The following is a 14,501-nucleotide window of genomic DNA, read 5'->3' as shown; positions in this document are numbered from 1 at the left end:
AACGTGCGATCTGGAAGGGTAGGGCTTAAAACCGCTTGTTTAGTCCGATGAAAAACGATCGCCCATAGATGTCATAGACACCAGGAGCAGTGTTCAGCCCCCACGTTAGAGCGCCGGATCCAAGCAGTGGCGGCTGCCTGTTGAAGACGTTCGTCACGCCTGCGGAAATTTTGAACTGCTCCGGCAGGTTCACGATCATCGACAGGTCGAAGTAGTTGAAAGCCTTCACCCGCTGCGCTGTTACGTCGGTCGTCGCTGGCGGAGTCAGGCCCTTACGGAGCGGCAGTAGGTAATTGTCCCGGATGATCGGACCGGTGTACCGGTGGCTTACCGAGAACGTGAAGAGATCGTCATTGTACACGATCCGCGACAATGCCTTCCATCGCGGGATGGGCAGTCCGCAGGTTGCTCCGTAGCCACCAACGCATTCGTTCCGAACCGCCGGCAGCTCCTGAACGGGCGTCAAGGTGTATTCATCGACATACCCTATATCGCTGATGAGCGTCAGGCGGCCGTTAGCGGACAGCCAAGGCACATCGAAACGGTAGCTCGTGCTGATGTCCAGTCCGGAAGTCTTGATCCCACCGGTGTTCGCGTAGAACTGCTGGACGTAGTACGGATCGGTATTGATGTTCGACGTGATTTCGCCGGACGACGGATCGCGGCGGATGGCCTGGCACGCCTGACTGCTGGTGTCCTTCAGGATCGTATAGCAGAGATCGAACGTGTTCTGGATTGTGCCGCCAAGGTTGGCGATCGCTCCGTCCAATTTGATCCGGTACGCATCGAGGCTGATCGAGAAATTTGGCAGGAAGCTAGGCGTGAAACTTGCGCCGAGCGTCAAGGTTCGCGCCTTTTCAGGTCCCAGGTTCGGGTTGCCGCCCGTTAGAGTGCCAACCTGTGCGTTCGGCTGCACGATGGACGTGAAGACGTTGGCTGCGGGAACACCCGTCGCGATGCACAGCGCCCTAACGTCCGCAGTCTGCTGCGTGCTGGGGGCTCGGCTGGAACATGGGTCGTTCGCTACCGGCGTGCCCGGGTTCTGCGGTGCGAATAGCTCGTCGACTCCCGGCGCACGTATGGCGCGTTGCAATTGGGCGCGGAAGGTAAGGTCGCGTACCGGCTGGTACTGGCCGCCGATCGAGTAGGTCCAGACTCCGCCGACCCCAGCGGTGCTGTAATCGGAATAGCGGGCTGCGCCGTTCAATTCCAATAGACGAATGAACGAGATGTCCGCCAAGATGGGGATGCGTATCTCCCCGTAGCCTTCCTTGACGGTCGTGCTCCCCGCAACGGCGACAGGAAAGCCGAGCGCGGATGCGACATCTCCGGTTCGTCCGAAGGCATCGGGTCTGAGATCGATCGCGTTCTTGCGCCACTCAAACCCGATGTTGGCATCCACGGGACCGGCAGGCAGGCTGAAGAGGGAGCCAGTGACGTTTCCAGCCACGACCTCTTGGGTCGTGGTGGTGTAGTTACTCGATTCGGTCTGAACCCTAGCCAGAGCCACAGGATCCAAATTCGGACCGAACGGATTAAGTGCTGGCGCTGCGCCGTTCTGCGACAGGATAGCCGCTTGGAACGCGCTGCGCGAGATGTTGTTGGTCTGGCTTTCTCGCAACGAGGTTCGGGCATAGGAATAGTACAGATCGTATTTGAAGTTCGGCGAAATGTCTCCCCGCACGCCCGTTAGTATCCGGTACGTATTGCGTTCGGACGTGGCACGTGCGCCGCCACCTTCTGAAATTCGGCGATTGTTTCCCAACACCGCCAGTCCGTCTCCAGCTGTGGTCGTGTAGTTCCGATTGCCGGCGCCGACGGTTGTTGTGCCTCGTTCCGCGAGATCTAGCTGCCTCAGTACCTCACGGTCCGCGGCGGACACGTACGGATTGTTGACGTTGACGAGGATGTTGCCGGAAAGGGCGAGCGGCGCGATCTGAACGTCGGTCGTATAGTTGGAATAGTGGCCTTCGGCATACAGATCGACCGCCTCAGAAACCTTGAAGTGGGCGAACGCGTTGATCATCCGTCGTTCGAGCGGAGTCTGGAATTCGTTCAATGGCGAGTTATTGTACCGGTCTGCTGGGTCGAGCGCGGCGCGAGCAGCGTTACTGTTCGGATCGAAGGTGAAGCCGAATGACGTCAGGTTCTGCAGACCAGCAGCTGCTAGCGCGGCGTTCAAACCCGGCGTTGACGCCGAGGAACCGAAGAGCGGCACCCCGGTGAACCGCCCGCCTGGGATCACAGCCGAGTTTGCCGCAACTAGGCCGGAGCGACCGCCCGCCTGGGTGCAGGTTTGTCCGGAAGTCACCGGCAAGGGCGTTCCGAAGCCTCCGGTCGAATCGAATGAAGGCGAGGTAACACAGCCATCTGTGTAGCCAGTGGCGGCGAAAGGAACCTGTCCTCGAACGATGCTATCACGCTTGTAGTAATCTAGAGAGATCACGGCATTACCACGCTTATCGGCGAAGTTCCCACCAAGCGTAAGATCGATCGAGCGCGTGGGCGTTTTGGTCCGCTCATCCAACCGATTATCGAAGTTCACCTCAGCGCCGCTGAAATCATCGCGCAGGATGAAGTTGACTACACCTGCAAGTGCGTCGGAGCCGTAGACCGCCGAAGATCCTCCGGTGACTACCTCCACACGTTTCACAAGTGCATTTGGGATGGTGTTCAAGTCGGTTAGGCTGTTAATGCCGGTAACCGTGAACCGACGACCATTGACAAGGGTAAGACTGCGACGCTCGCCAAGGCCGCGCAGATTGAGTGCCGCAACGCCCTGGTTCGCACCGTTGCCTGATGCGTTGAACGAATTGCCGACGAACTGCGGCGTCTGAACGAGAAGTTCTTCGACGGTCTGAGATCCAGAAAGTTCGAACTTTTCCGAATCGGTGACGGTAACGGGCGACGACGTCTCGTTACCGCGTGATCGCAGACGGCTTCCCGTGACCACGATATCAGCCGCGTCCGTCGAAGCCTCATCAGTGGCGGCGGGTTTGCTTGGCGGCGGCGCCACCTGAGCCGCAGCAGGCATGGCGCCCCCCATGAGTGCCATCAAGCCAGCACCCGCCATATAGCGCAGCAAACGATCCTTCATCATCACTCCCCTTTGTGTCTCTAAGTCGCCGCAAAGCGTCTAGCCCGTCAGCTTTTCCGTCCTTGGCAGGTTCAAAAGAATTTTCCGAGCAGGCCGAAACGCCGAATTGGCCCGTCTAATTCAGCATTGAGGGGGGGGAGGGCAGTGTCCACACGCCAATTTCATCGCATCCACTCCCTGTCAAACCCCGATTTCTTCGAGTGTCCAGACCCCGATAACGCAATGTGCACTGTTCACAAAGCCTTTTTTCGACCTGTCCAAAAAATCCAGTTTGTCTGGCCATGGTGCTTTGGCTACATCGCCACAACCCTGCACCTGTCTGGACGTGGCGAGCGGGCACATCCGCATTCTCGATCAGATCGCATTGGGGGCAGATTTGGGAGGAAACATGACTGCTCGTGCTCAAAGTTACGCTTGGCGCCTTTTCGCCACCATCTCCATGCTGAGTTCATTGGCAGGAGGCATGGCCTGCGCGCAGACACGGCCCTCTAACCTGCCAGTCCCGCGGTTGAGGGCGGAGAACGGGAGGCACAGCCTCATCGTCGACGGAGAGCCGTTCCTCATGCTTGGCGCTCAGATCCAGAACAGCAGCAACTATGTTTCCGTCCTGCCGAAGGTTTGGCCGACGATCGCCGACATGAATGCTAACACCGTCGAAGTACCCGTCGCATGGGAGCAACTAGAACCACGGGAGGGTCAATTCGACTACTCGTTCGTGGATGCTCTGATCACTCAAGCTCGCGCAAGAAAGCTGAGGGTAGTGCTGCTCTGGTTCGGTACATGGAAGAATGCCGCTCCGACTTATGCGCCCGAATGGGTAAAGACGGATGTCCAGCGCTTTCCGCGTATGAGGAAGAGCGATGGGTCAGCGGAACAGAGCTTCTCGCCGCACGGTCGACAAACGCTCACTGCCGACAAACGGGCGTTCGTGAAGCTGATGGAGCATCTACGAGAGGTTGACGGGGACCACACGGTTCTGATGATCCAGCCTGAGAATGAGGTGGGTAGTTTGGGCACCTCCCGTGATTTCTCGCCAGCTGCGCAGCTATTGTTCGATGGGCAAGTTCCAGCTGCGCTTATATCCTCACTCAAACGGTCGCCGGGCACCTGGAAGGAGGTCTTTGGAACGTCGGCGGACCAGTTCTTCAATGCGTGGTACATCGCAAGCTACATCAACGAAGTTGCATCGGCGGGAAAGGCGGTGCTGAACCTGCCAATGTATTGCAATGCCGCTCTGACCGATCCCTTTGACCCTAGCAAAGCGGGCGGCGGGGCCGTGGGGGGGCCAAACTGGAATGTGATCGATGTCTGGAAGGCGGCCGCACCGAGTATCGATTTCGTAGCGCCTGATATCTACATCCGGCGACAGCAGGCTGTAGCAGCGATCCTCGATCGCTATGCTCGGCCTGACAATGCGTTGATGGTGCCTGAGATCGGCAACGCCGCAGAGTTCGCACGCTTCTTCTGGCTCGCGCTGGGCCGTGGCGCGATCGGATTTTCCCCGTTCGGCATGGATGGCACCGGCTTTTCGAACTATCCTCTCGGGGCACAGATCGTTGATGAAGCGACATTTGCGAAGTTTGCCGAACCGTATGGATTGTTCGCGCCAATGGCGCGCGACTGGGCCAGTATCGCTCAGAAGCACGCCACCTGGGGTTTTGCGAAGGGTGATGATGCAGCCGACCAGTCCAAGGTGATGGGCACCTGGACGGTGACGGCGGAATACGGATTGTGGGAATCGAAGGAACGGACCGACCCTCGCATGGTGCCGCACCCGAACCTGAATCAGCCCGTCGGAGGCGCCGTGGTGGCGCAACTCGGACCCGACGAGTTCCTGGTCGCCGGCACCGACGTGCGCATCAGGTTCAAGCAGGCTGACAATCCGGCGACGGAGTACCTCAGCGTCGAGGAAGGGTCGTACGTAAAGGGGGTCTGGACAATGTCACGGCGTTGGAACGGCGACCAAACCGATTTCGGCTTGAACTTCGTGCGACCGGTGATGCTACGGGTACGTCTACATAGCTTTCGGTAGCCCTTCGAAGGCGGCCGGTCGTATGGATGCTGCAGGTCTGAGCCGCGCTTCGGCAACAGGCTCGGCCGGCTGGCTTTCTCAGGAGTGAAGGCATTGAAGAACGAGAAGCTCTACCGGATCGTGATCGACGGCATACTCGAGGAGATACGGTCGGGGCAGTACGGCGTGGGGGACAAGCTCCCGACGGAGCGAGAAGTTGCCGACCGTTTCGGCGTGGCTCGCACTACCGTCCGAGAAGCTATGGTCGCGCTCGAAATGCTTGGCATCATCGAGATGCGTCGCGGATCAGGGGTCTATGTCATTCGACTTCCGGACGATGATGTATCGACTGCAGACTTGGACATAGGCGCATTCGAATTGATCGAAGCTCGAAGGGTGGTGGAGGGTGAGATCGCCGCCTTGGCGGCCAAGTACATCACCGCTGAGCAGATAAAACATCTTGAGGGCCTGCTTGTCGATATGGAGCATGCCGATGTTCAGAAGGCTGAAGCTGCGGATCGCTCCTTCCACATGGTCGTGGCGGAAGCTAGTGGGAATGGAGCACTCGTCGCGGCAAGTGAGTTTCTTTGGGATCTTCGTGAACGTGCGCCGCTTGCGCAGATGATACTCCATCGCGCTCGGGGCCCAGGCTACGATGCGCGAATAAATGAGCATGCACGTATACTTGCATCGTTGAGGACTGGGGATCCGGTTAAGGCTCGAAGTGCCATGCGTTCGCATTTGGACCGCGTTCTCAATCATCTGCTGGAAATAACGGAAAGCGATGAGATCGAAGCCGCGAAAAGCCGTGCGCAGCTTCGTCGCGGTCGTCTCGTCGAAGCCGATTAGGGACAAAGTAGGAAGCGGGATATAAGACTTACCAGTTCAATTCACTAGAGGTGCTCGTATTTACGTCAGGCCGATCTTCTTGGTCATCGGGCATGTCCATCCTTCTCGAGCTGAAGTGATGGGGTGGTCGACCCCTCCACCGTAGTAGTTGTGCAACGACGCGTTCGTTGATCCATGTGTGGACGACCGATGCTGCGCGAGAGCTTCGGTGCGGGCGCTAGCACCGGTCGGGTGCATCCATGTGTTCAGCCTGGTCGCGCAGCACCGCATGGCTGCTGGCCCGATGAAGTTTTCGAAGTTGATCCTATCGGGTTATCGCGCTCGAAGCGCGGCCACCCCGGGCTCTTTCGATCCTCGGTTTAACCGGTTTGTCATCCCCGCTCAGCTGCCCTTACACCGTCCTGCCGCCCGCTTCTTGTCGCTCGAACTGTGAGGACGCGGTATGAGCACGAGCCAAGCCGCAAGCTGCCGCCAGGAGCGGAACAGGAAAGCGTCGGGTGCGGCTCGCGGCGATGGGTGATGCGGTAATCGGTCCGATGCCGGGGATGGTCGCGCGCCGGCGACAGGCGTGATCAGCCAATGCGAGGCGAGTATCTATGCCTTGCGCCGATCGACTCGCTTGCCAACGATTGCAGCTGAGCACCGATGGTATGCAGCGCCGATCGCGCGGTGCCGCCAGTTTCTCCTTCTCCAGCACGTTTAGACGCTTCATCTCCGACGGTATCAGCCCCCCGTCTTGCCACGCCATCGGTCATAAGTCCGTATCGATATGCCGGCCTTCCGACACACCTCCTCCAAGGTCGTCCATTCCTTGTCTGCTTGAGAATGAATCCTGTGTGGGTAATGCGCTTCATCGATGCTTCCGCGCAGACGGATCAAGTCTGGTCGACAGCGACAAGCCAAGCATATGGTACCGGTTCGGTGGTTTCCGGCGTGCTGCGCCAGCGGCGGTGTTCAGTGAACTTGCTTGGCGGGGTGCCATCCTTGAGTAGCGGCTGGATCCCCCGAGCATCCAGCAAGTTGATCAGTTCGCCCATGATGGCATCACGTTCGCGAACGAAGCGCGAGGCGAAACAGCGCCACACCATCCAACCGGCACGTTCCAGCATGCGCTGGCGGGCCATGTCGTGCGGCCATTGATCGGGGCCGTGATAACGGTCCCCGTCGCATTCGATGGCCAATCGCCGGTCGTTCTCGCCTTCGACCACCAGATCGATGCGCTTGGTGCCCACCGGCACTTGCGTGTCGATGCGATAACCCCGTTCGACGAGAAGGTCGTACATTTCAATTTCGAATGGCGACTCGCATCGGGTTCGACGATCGGCGACCAAGGCGTCGTCGCCTGCGAAGGGTGCATGGAAATGCTCGATCAGGCTTCGGCGCAGTTTGTCGGAAGGACGCAGATCCTCCAACTCCACTGAGCGGACCAGAACCATCCGGTCGCGCGCACGCGATGCCGCGACGTTGAAGCGTTGCTCGTAGCCCAGGCCGGACAGGCCGCTGCTCTTCCTATCCGCGACCAGCGAGATGAACATGATGTCGCGTTCGTCGCCCTGAAAGGCTGCGGGCTCGCCGACACGGATGTTGTGACGCAACTGGACTTCGGAGCCCAGCACCTGTTCGATCGCCGTCATGATCGCGACAGCCTGTTCCTGGCCGAGCAACGTGGTCACGCCGATCGAGCGCTTGTGCATCGCCGGGTCATCGGCGATGCGACCGATGGCATCGACGATGCAGTCGACCTCGGGCGGATTGACCTTGCCCCGGCGATAGCCGTCCTCGACCAGGATATCGACGAGCGGCGGGTCGAGCCGCTCGGATGCCGATGGCAGCCGAAGCGGCACCAATTGGTGGCTGTAGAACTGCGCCTTGGAATATTCGATGATCGGCCCGACGCAGCGGAAATGCTCCTTGAGCAGGATCGCACCACCAGCGAAGACGACCGTACCCAGATCATACAGCGATTTTTCCTCGCGGAGCGCCGATCGGTAATCGGCGACCTGGCCGCCCAGATGGCGGTCGGCCAGCTGGTTCATCCGTGCCTCTTCGCGAAAACCGGCATCAGGACTGACCTGCCGGTCGTCGCCGACGATCAGGACTTGGCGGGCCCGGAGCAGGGCTGGAAGCGCGGCGACGGTCGATTGCGACGCTTCGTCAATCACCACCAAGTCGAACAGGCCCAGTTCGGCGGGCAGCGATTCCGACACGCGGTAATGCGGCATGATCCAGCAGGGCAGGGCGTTCTTGGCCCTGTCCGCCGCGGCACGCGCATCGGCACGATAGCGACCCGCACGGATGCCGGTGCCGCGCCCCAGCTTTCGCATCGCCTGGGCATAGGAAGCGAGCGCCGTGCGAACCTGATCGCTGGCTTTCTCGGCCAGGCGGCACCAGGTGCGGAGTTCGATCGCCTCTTCATAGGCGCGGCGCAACAGGGCCTCCTGCTCGCCGCGCTCCTGCCCCAGCGCGCGCAGCCGATCATGCCGGTCGACCCGGCGCAGCCAGGTGGATAGCCGGCGTAGCGTCCAGCGCTCGCGCCAGTCGCCGGGCGTCAGCGCGTCCTCGCTGCCCGTAACCGCCTCAGCCTGCAATCGTGCGGCCCAGCCGGGTGCGCCGTTTTCCGCGATCAGCGCGGACAGGTCGCGGATCGTCGCGAAGCTGGGGATCAGGGCACGAAGGACCGCCACCTCGCTCAGTGCCGCCTGCCACCGGCGGTCCAGCAGCGTGGCGTCGATGCCCGGTTGTCCGACCATGTCCTGCAAGATGGCATGTATCTCGTCACCGATCGCGCCGCCGATAGTGCGCGCCAGCGTCACCAGCCGGTCGCGCTCCTCTTCGGCGGCGGATAGGCGGAATACCAGCAGATGCTGGTCGCACAGCATGATCAGCGCCTCGGTCGCGGCATCGTCGCCGATCAGCGGGCGTCGCCATCCGGGCAGACACATCCGAACGCCGTCGGCCAATGCCCGCTCGTCCTGCGCCAGTGCGCGAAGGGCGGCGATCTGGGTGAGCTGTCGTCGCATGGCCTCGGCGGCGGCCGGTTCCTGACTGGGCACCGGATCGACCCCGGCAAGCGGTCCCGCATGGTTCCACGCGGCCGCGAGCCGGATCGCCCGATCGCAGAGCACGAGATGGCGATGAACCTCGGTCCATTCGCTGGCATCACCGGGTGCGCGGCCTGAAAGACGGACGGTGGCGACCTGCGTCTTGAGCTGTCGCGCGAACAGGCTCTGAAACAGGCCGAGATCCTCACCGGCCGCCAATCGGCCAACGGTTTCGCGGAAAGCTGCATCGGTGACGGCGTCATCCGGCATAACGACCGGGCGGACCAGGAAATGCCGCGCCTCGGCCGCGACCTGCCCGGCTTCGTCTGCCAGTCCGTCGAGGGCGACCAGCGCGGGATCGTCGGCATCGGCAAGCCAGCGATCACGCACGGTGGTCGACCACCCGAAACCGCCCGCCATTGCCTGACGCCGGGTGGTAAGCAGAGCTTCGGCCTGCGCGCGCAAGGTGGCGACGGCCTCGGCACCAATCTGTCGTCCCAGTGCCTGATCGCCCCCGGTCCGTTCACCCAGAGCGCGGGCCTCGACCAGATCACGGTGTATCGCGCCGATTGCCGCCGCACCGGGCAGGTCACCCGGCGGCGGTGGCTGGTCGAGCAGCGCGATCCGCTCACCCGCTTCCTTGCGCGCGGCGCGCAGCCGGATGATCGCGGCATCGTCGAACTCGGGTTCGTGCGAGGCGATGACGTCGATGGCATCGGGCAGCCAATCCGCCAGCTCTCCCGCCGCCATCACGCGTCGTGCGGCATCGGCGGGTTCGACGCCCGCGCCGTCGATGGTCGCGCCGGTCATCGCCTGTCGACCGATATCCTCGACCTGCCGGTCGATGCTGGCGAGCTGGCGATGGATCGCCTCGATCCGGGCATCGAGCACCGCGATCTGCTGCGCGGTCTCCGTCGGGCGGGTGCGGTGCAGCCGGTCGGCGATGATGTCGACGGATTCCTGGAATTGCTTCAGTCCGTCGCGATCGCTGTCGAGAAGGCTGACGGCGAGCGGGCGAACGGCGGCGGGCAGCTTGTCGCGCAGCACTTTCAGCGCGGGTGCCTTTTGCGAGGTGACGAGGACCCGTTTGCCAAGCGCCAGATAGTGACTGATGATATTGGCGATGGTGTGGGTCTTGCCGGTGCCCGGTGGCCCCTGCACGACCACCCCCGGCCGAGTGGCGAGGCGCTGGATCACTTCTACCTGTTCGCGATTGAACGGCATGGGGAAGAACAGGTCATGGCCCGATCCGTCCGAGGACGTGACGCCCGGCACCGTCGAGACGCCGCGATAGCTGGGATAGGCCTCCGTCGTCGCGCTGTCGGCGGGTGGTTGCAGCAGGACACGGACGGCAGGCGGCAGGGATTCCGGATCGTCGATTGTGCCGAGAGCGGCCTTGAACCGACGCAGATCGTCCATCAACTGCGTCGCTTGCCGCGTGCGTTCGATCAGGACCCAGCCGCCATCGACCTGGAGGGTCTCTCCAGTCGGTGGGTGGCGTTCGCCCAGATCGGGCAGATAATGTCCATCGGGATCGAGCAGCGCGACCGCCCGGCGTAGCGGTGGTGCAAAGCTCTCCGCATCGAAAGGCGATAGGCCTTCGCCCTCCATCGCGTCGAGATAGCGCTGGGCACCGGCCTGCCACTCGTCGACAGAGGGCGCGTCGAGTGCGTCGAGCGGAGCTGTCTCGATCCCGGGCGGCGCTTCGCTGCGCGGGCGAATGTCGATCCGGTGCGTGACCTCGTCCAGCGTCAGTTCGACCGGAACGGTGAGCAGCGGGTGGTGCAGCCGGCCGAGCGGCCGGGTCCAGCGCGCGACGCCGATGCCCCATACCAGCTCGACCGGCCGTTCCGACCCGCCGTCCAGCGTCTGGCGAACCGCGAACAGGCTGTTGTAGAGGTCGATCGCTTGCCGGCGGGGCCGTTCCTCGAGCGCCCAGGCGGACCAGATTTCGCGTTTGTAGCCCTCCAGTGCCGCGTTCAATCGCGCGGCTTCGGGATGATCGATCAGCGCCAGACCAGGCGTTTCGATCCCGTCGCGCAGTGCGTCGTCGAGCATCTCTCGTGGTAGTTCGCGGCGCAGACTTGGCACCTGCGCGACATCATCGCGCAGGTCGATCCATCGGCGCAATTCTGGGTCGCTCGGCACCGGCGGCGGCCGCCGGACGAGGCGGTCCACGCTCAACCAACGGTGATCGTCGTCGTCGCGCACGTTGACCAGGACGCCGGGAAGCAGGATGACATCCTCACCCGATCGCCGAAATGCGCGGTAGTCCGCCATGTCGCTGACCGTGCGCAATCGATCTCGCTCGGTAGCCTCGACATATTCGATCAGTGCCGTCAAGCGATCCCGCTCGATCATAAAACCCGCCGCCTTCCACTCGATGTCGTTGTACCTTCGCACGGCCAGCACCGGAAGATGAAGAGGTGCCGTTAACGCTTTCTGCACTGACCGAAACGGATCAAAAATTTAAGCGGGTGTGATCTTGACCTTTCGTCGTTGATCGAGCCACCATTCGGAAGTTGATAGGGGCTTCGATACGATATGGTTAGCTTGCAGAAGGGGCAGACGGTTTCGCTCGAGAAGTCCGGCGGAGGCTGCCCGATCAGGATTGCAATGGGCTTAGGCTGGGACGTGCGCAAGGGTAAGGGGCTGCTTGGTCTGTTCAGCGGCGGCGGAGACATCGATCTCGATGCCTCGTGCCTGCTGTTCGACGGCAACCGCCGCATGGTCGACGAGATCTGGTTCCGCCAATTGTCGAGCAAGGACGGCAGCATCGTCCATAGCGGCGACAACCGGACCGGTGCGGGCGACGGCGACGACGAGACGATCAACGTCGATCTGTCGCGCGTCCCGTCCTCGGTCCAGACCTTGGTCTTCACGGTCAACAGCTTCCAGGGTGACACCTTTGAGCGGATCGCCAATGCCTATTGTCGACTGGTCGACCTGACCACGGGACGCGAGATGGCGCGGTACGACCTCACGGGAGAGGGCAGCCACACGGGGCAGGTGATGGCCAAACTGACCCGCAACGGTCAGGGCTGGGATATGAAGGCGTTGGGCGAGCGGACCATGGGGCGCACGTTCCACGAAATGAGTTCCGCGATCAACGCTGTTCTCTGATCTGTGGTCCAAGCGGGGAATTGCGGCGCATGACCGAGCTTCAACAGGGCGGCAACACGCCGGTTACCGACAGCCGGATGTCTGTCGGCTTTTCATGGGCGATCCCGTCGGGACGCGATGTCGAGGCGGATGCCTCCGCCTATTTGCTGACGGCCGATGGCAAGGTGCGCGGCGATGCCGACATGGTGTTCTACAACCAGCCGGATGGCGCGGCCGGTGCGGTGCGCTTCGGAGATCGCACGGGGGCGCGGGGCGGCTTCACCGTCGATCTGGCGCAATTGCCCGCCGAGCTGGAGCGCATCGTCTTCTGCGTGACGATCCATGAGGCGCAGGCCAAGGGACAGACGCTGGCGCTGATCGCCGATGCCGAGATCGCCGTCACCCCGGCGGGCGGCGGTGACGGGATCCGCTATCGCCCGATGCTGGCCCATGCGACCGAAGCGGCGATGGTGCTGGGCGAGCTTTACCGCCGCGGCGGCCAGTGGAAATTCCGAGCGGTGGGGCAGGGGTTCAACGGCGGGCTGGCGCCGCTGGCGCGGTCTTTCGGGATCGAGGTTGCCGAGGATGCCGCGCCACCGCCGGCGCCTCCACCACCCCCACCCGCACCGCCGGTGCGCCTGACCAAGGTGACGCTCGACAAGCCGGGCCAGACGGTGAGCCTGGAGAAGAAAGGCAGCCATTTCGGCGAGATCGTCGTCAATCTCAACTGGTCGCGGGGGCGCAAGGCGTTCTTCGGCGGCAGCACCGCCATCGATCTGGATCTGGGATGCCTGTTCGAATTGACCAATGGCCGCAAAGGCGTCGTGCAGGCGCTGGGCCGGGCGTTCGGCGGTTTCGACCAGTCACCCTATATCGCCTTGTCGGGCGACGATCGTACGGGCGACGTCTCGCAGGGCGAGACGATGCGCATCAACGGCGCCCATTGGTCCGACCTGCGCCGCATCGTCGTCTTCGCCAATATCTATGACGGCGTGCCCAACTGGCAGCAGACCGATGGCGTGGTGACGGTCACCATGCCCGATCAGCCGCCGATCGAGGTCCGCATGACCGACGGGCGCAACGACCGCCGGCTGTGCGGCATCGTCCTGATCGAGAATGACGGCGGCCAGCTGAAGGCGACGCGGATCGTCGAATATGTCGGCGACCAGCAGGATCTCGACGAACGCTTCGGCTGGGGCCTGCGCTGGGTCGCGGGGAGCAAGGATTAAGCGCCGTTCGATCGTGATCGACGGCATACGGGGGAAGAATGTTTAAATATTTCAAGGGATCGTTCGCCTTTTCGGCGATCTGTCTGGCCATTGGGGCATGGATCGGCTGGACGCTGACACACGATGTCGCGGGCACGCTGGGCGTCCTGTGGATCGTGCTGGTGCTCGGTGTGCTGGAGGTATCGCTGTCGTTTGACAATGCGGTGGTCAACGCCACCGTGCTGCGCGACATGACGCCGGTCTGGCAGCGGCGCTTCCTGACCTGGGGCATCGTCATCGCCGTGTTCGGGATGCGCATCCTGTTCCCGCTGGTGATCGTCGCCATCGCGGCGCGGCTGGGACCGATCGATGCGGTGGTGCTCGCGGCGACGGATCCGATCGCCTATGAACGGATCATCACCGGCGCGCATGTCGGCATCTCGGGCTTCGGCGGGGCGTTCCTGGCGATGGTCGGACTGACCTTCTTCCTCGACGAAGAGAAGGATGCGCACTGGATCGGCCTGATCGAGCGGCCGTTCGCCGGGCTGTCGCGGATTTCGGGGCTGGCGATCGCGATCGTGCTGGTCGCCCTGTACGGCATCTCGCGCGTCATCCCGACGGCGGAGGCGATGACCTTCCTGACCGCGGGCATCTTCGGCCTGCTCGCCTATATCGCGGTGCAGGCGATCGGCACGCTCCTCGAAAAGGAAGAGGAAGAGCCGTCGCATGGCAATGCCGCCGCCACGGTCGCGGTCGCCAAGTCGGGGCTGGCGGCGTTCCTGTATCTGGAGGTGCTGGACGCCAGTTTCTCGTTCGACGGGGTGATCGGTGCGTTCGCGCTGTCGAACAATCTGTTCGTCATCGCGCTGGGCCTGGGCATCGGCGCCATGTTCGTCCGGTCGATGACGGTGATGCTGGTCGATAAGGGCACGCTGACCGAATATCGCTATCTCGAACACGGCGCCTTCTACGCCATCATCGCGCTGGCCGCGATCATGCTGATCTCGGTCCGGGTCGAGGTGCCCGAAACCGTCACCGGCCTGATCGGCGCGGCCTTTATCGGCATGGCGCTGCTCGCCTCGATCCGCGCCAACCGGCGGGAGGGCGGTGGCGAAGGCGGGGGCGACGTCGCGCTGGAGGACGCGGTTCCCGTCGGGCCGACCGGCGAACGCCTGTCCATCTGAACGATCAAG

8 protein-coding genes are annotated in these 14,501 nt (G+C 62.5%); 5 read left to right on the top strand and 3 right to left on the bottom strand.

The genetic code is table 11. The features are described from left to right. Positions 1-25: 25 nt before the first annotated feature. Positions 26-3,097, bottom strand: coding sequence for a TonB-dependent receptor domain-containing protein (locus ACTZQ5_RS05670; protein WP_443584194.1), 3,072 nt, complete (start codon positions 3,095-3,097; stop codon positions 26-28). A gap of 325 nt (positions 3,098-3,422) precedes the next feature. On the opposite strand from ACTZQ5_RS05670, the gene ACTZQ5_RS05665 reads away from it, so the two are divergent. After that, entirely contained in the window at positions 3,423-5,129 is a 1,707-nt protein-coding gene (locus tag ACTZQ5_RS05665; protein WP_443584193.1) for a GH35 family beta-galactosidase, read from the top strand. Between the two features lie 93 nt (positions 5,130-5,222). Continuing rightward, positions 5,223-5,957 (top strand): FadR/GntR family transcriptional regulator, encoded by a 735-nt coding sequence (locus ACTZQ5_RS05660; protein WP_443584192.1) that lies wholly within the window; start codon positions 5,223-5,225, stop codon positions 5,955-5,957. Between the two features lie 381 nt (positions 5,958-6,338). On the opposite strand, the gene ACTZQ5_RS05655 is transcribed toward ACTZQ5_RS05660, so the two are convergent. Further along, on the bottom strand, positions 6,339-6,407 hold the full coding sequence (locus ACTZQ5_RS05655) for a hypothetical protein (RefSeq protein ID WP_443584507.1): 69 nt from the start codon (positions 6,405-6,407) through the stop codon (positions 6,339-6,341). A gap of 425 nt (positions 6,408-6,832) precedes the next feature. Then, positions 6,833-11,410: a PDDEXK-like endonuclease domain-containing protein gene (locus tag ACTZQ5_RS05650; RefSeq protein ID WP_443584191.1), complete on the bottom strand. Its 4,578-nt coding sequence runs from the start codon at positions 11,408-11,410 to the stop codon at positions 6,833-6,835. A 132-nt stretch (positions 11,411-11,542) separates the two neighbouring features. Here ACTZQ5_RS05650 and ACTZQ5_RS05645 point away from each other — a divergent pair, with 132 nt between their 5' ends. The 3 genes from ACTZQ5_RS05645 to ACTZQ5_RS05635 are packed head-to-tail and all read left to right on the top strand — an operon-like array spanning position 11,543 to position 14,492. Then, positions 11,543-12,121: a TerD family protein gene (locus ACTZQ5_RS05645; RefSeq protein WP_443584190.1), complete on the top strand. Its 579-nt coding sequence runs from the start codon at positions 11,543-11,545 to the stop codon at positions 12,119-12,121. Between the two features lie 29 nt (positions 12,122-12,150). Then, a complete protein-coding gene (locus ACTZQ5_RS05640; protein ID WP_443584189.1) occupies positions 12,151-13,329 on the top strand; it encodes a TerD family protein in 1,179 nt (392 codons plus the stop codon). A 38-nt stretch (positions 13,330-13,367) separates the two neighbouring features. Continuing rightward, positions 13,368-14,492: a DUF475 domain-containing protein gene (locus tag ACTZQ5_RS05635; protein WP_443584188.1), complete on the top strand. Its 1,125-nt coding sequence runs from the start codon at positions 13,368-13,370 to the stop codon at positions 14,490-14,492. Positions 14,493-14,501: the final 9 nt, after the last annotated feature.

Source organism: Sphingomonas cellulosilytica (assembly GCF_052321755.1).
Lineage (GTDB): Bacteria > Pseudomonadota > Alphaproteobacteria > Sphingomonadales > Sphingomonadaceae > Sphingomonas.
The sequence above is the reverse complement of the archived record's forward strand: the minus strand, read 5'-3'. Positions and strand labels throughout refer to the sequence as shown.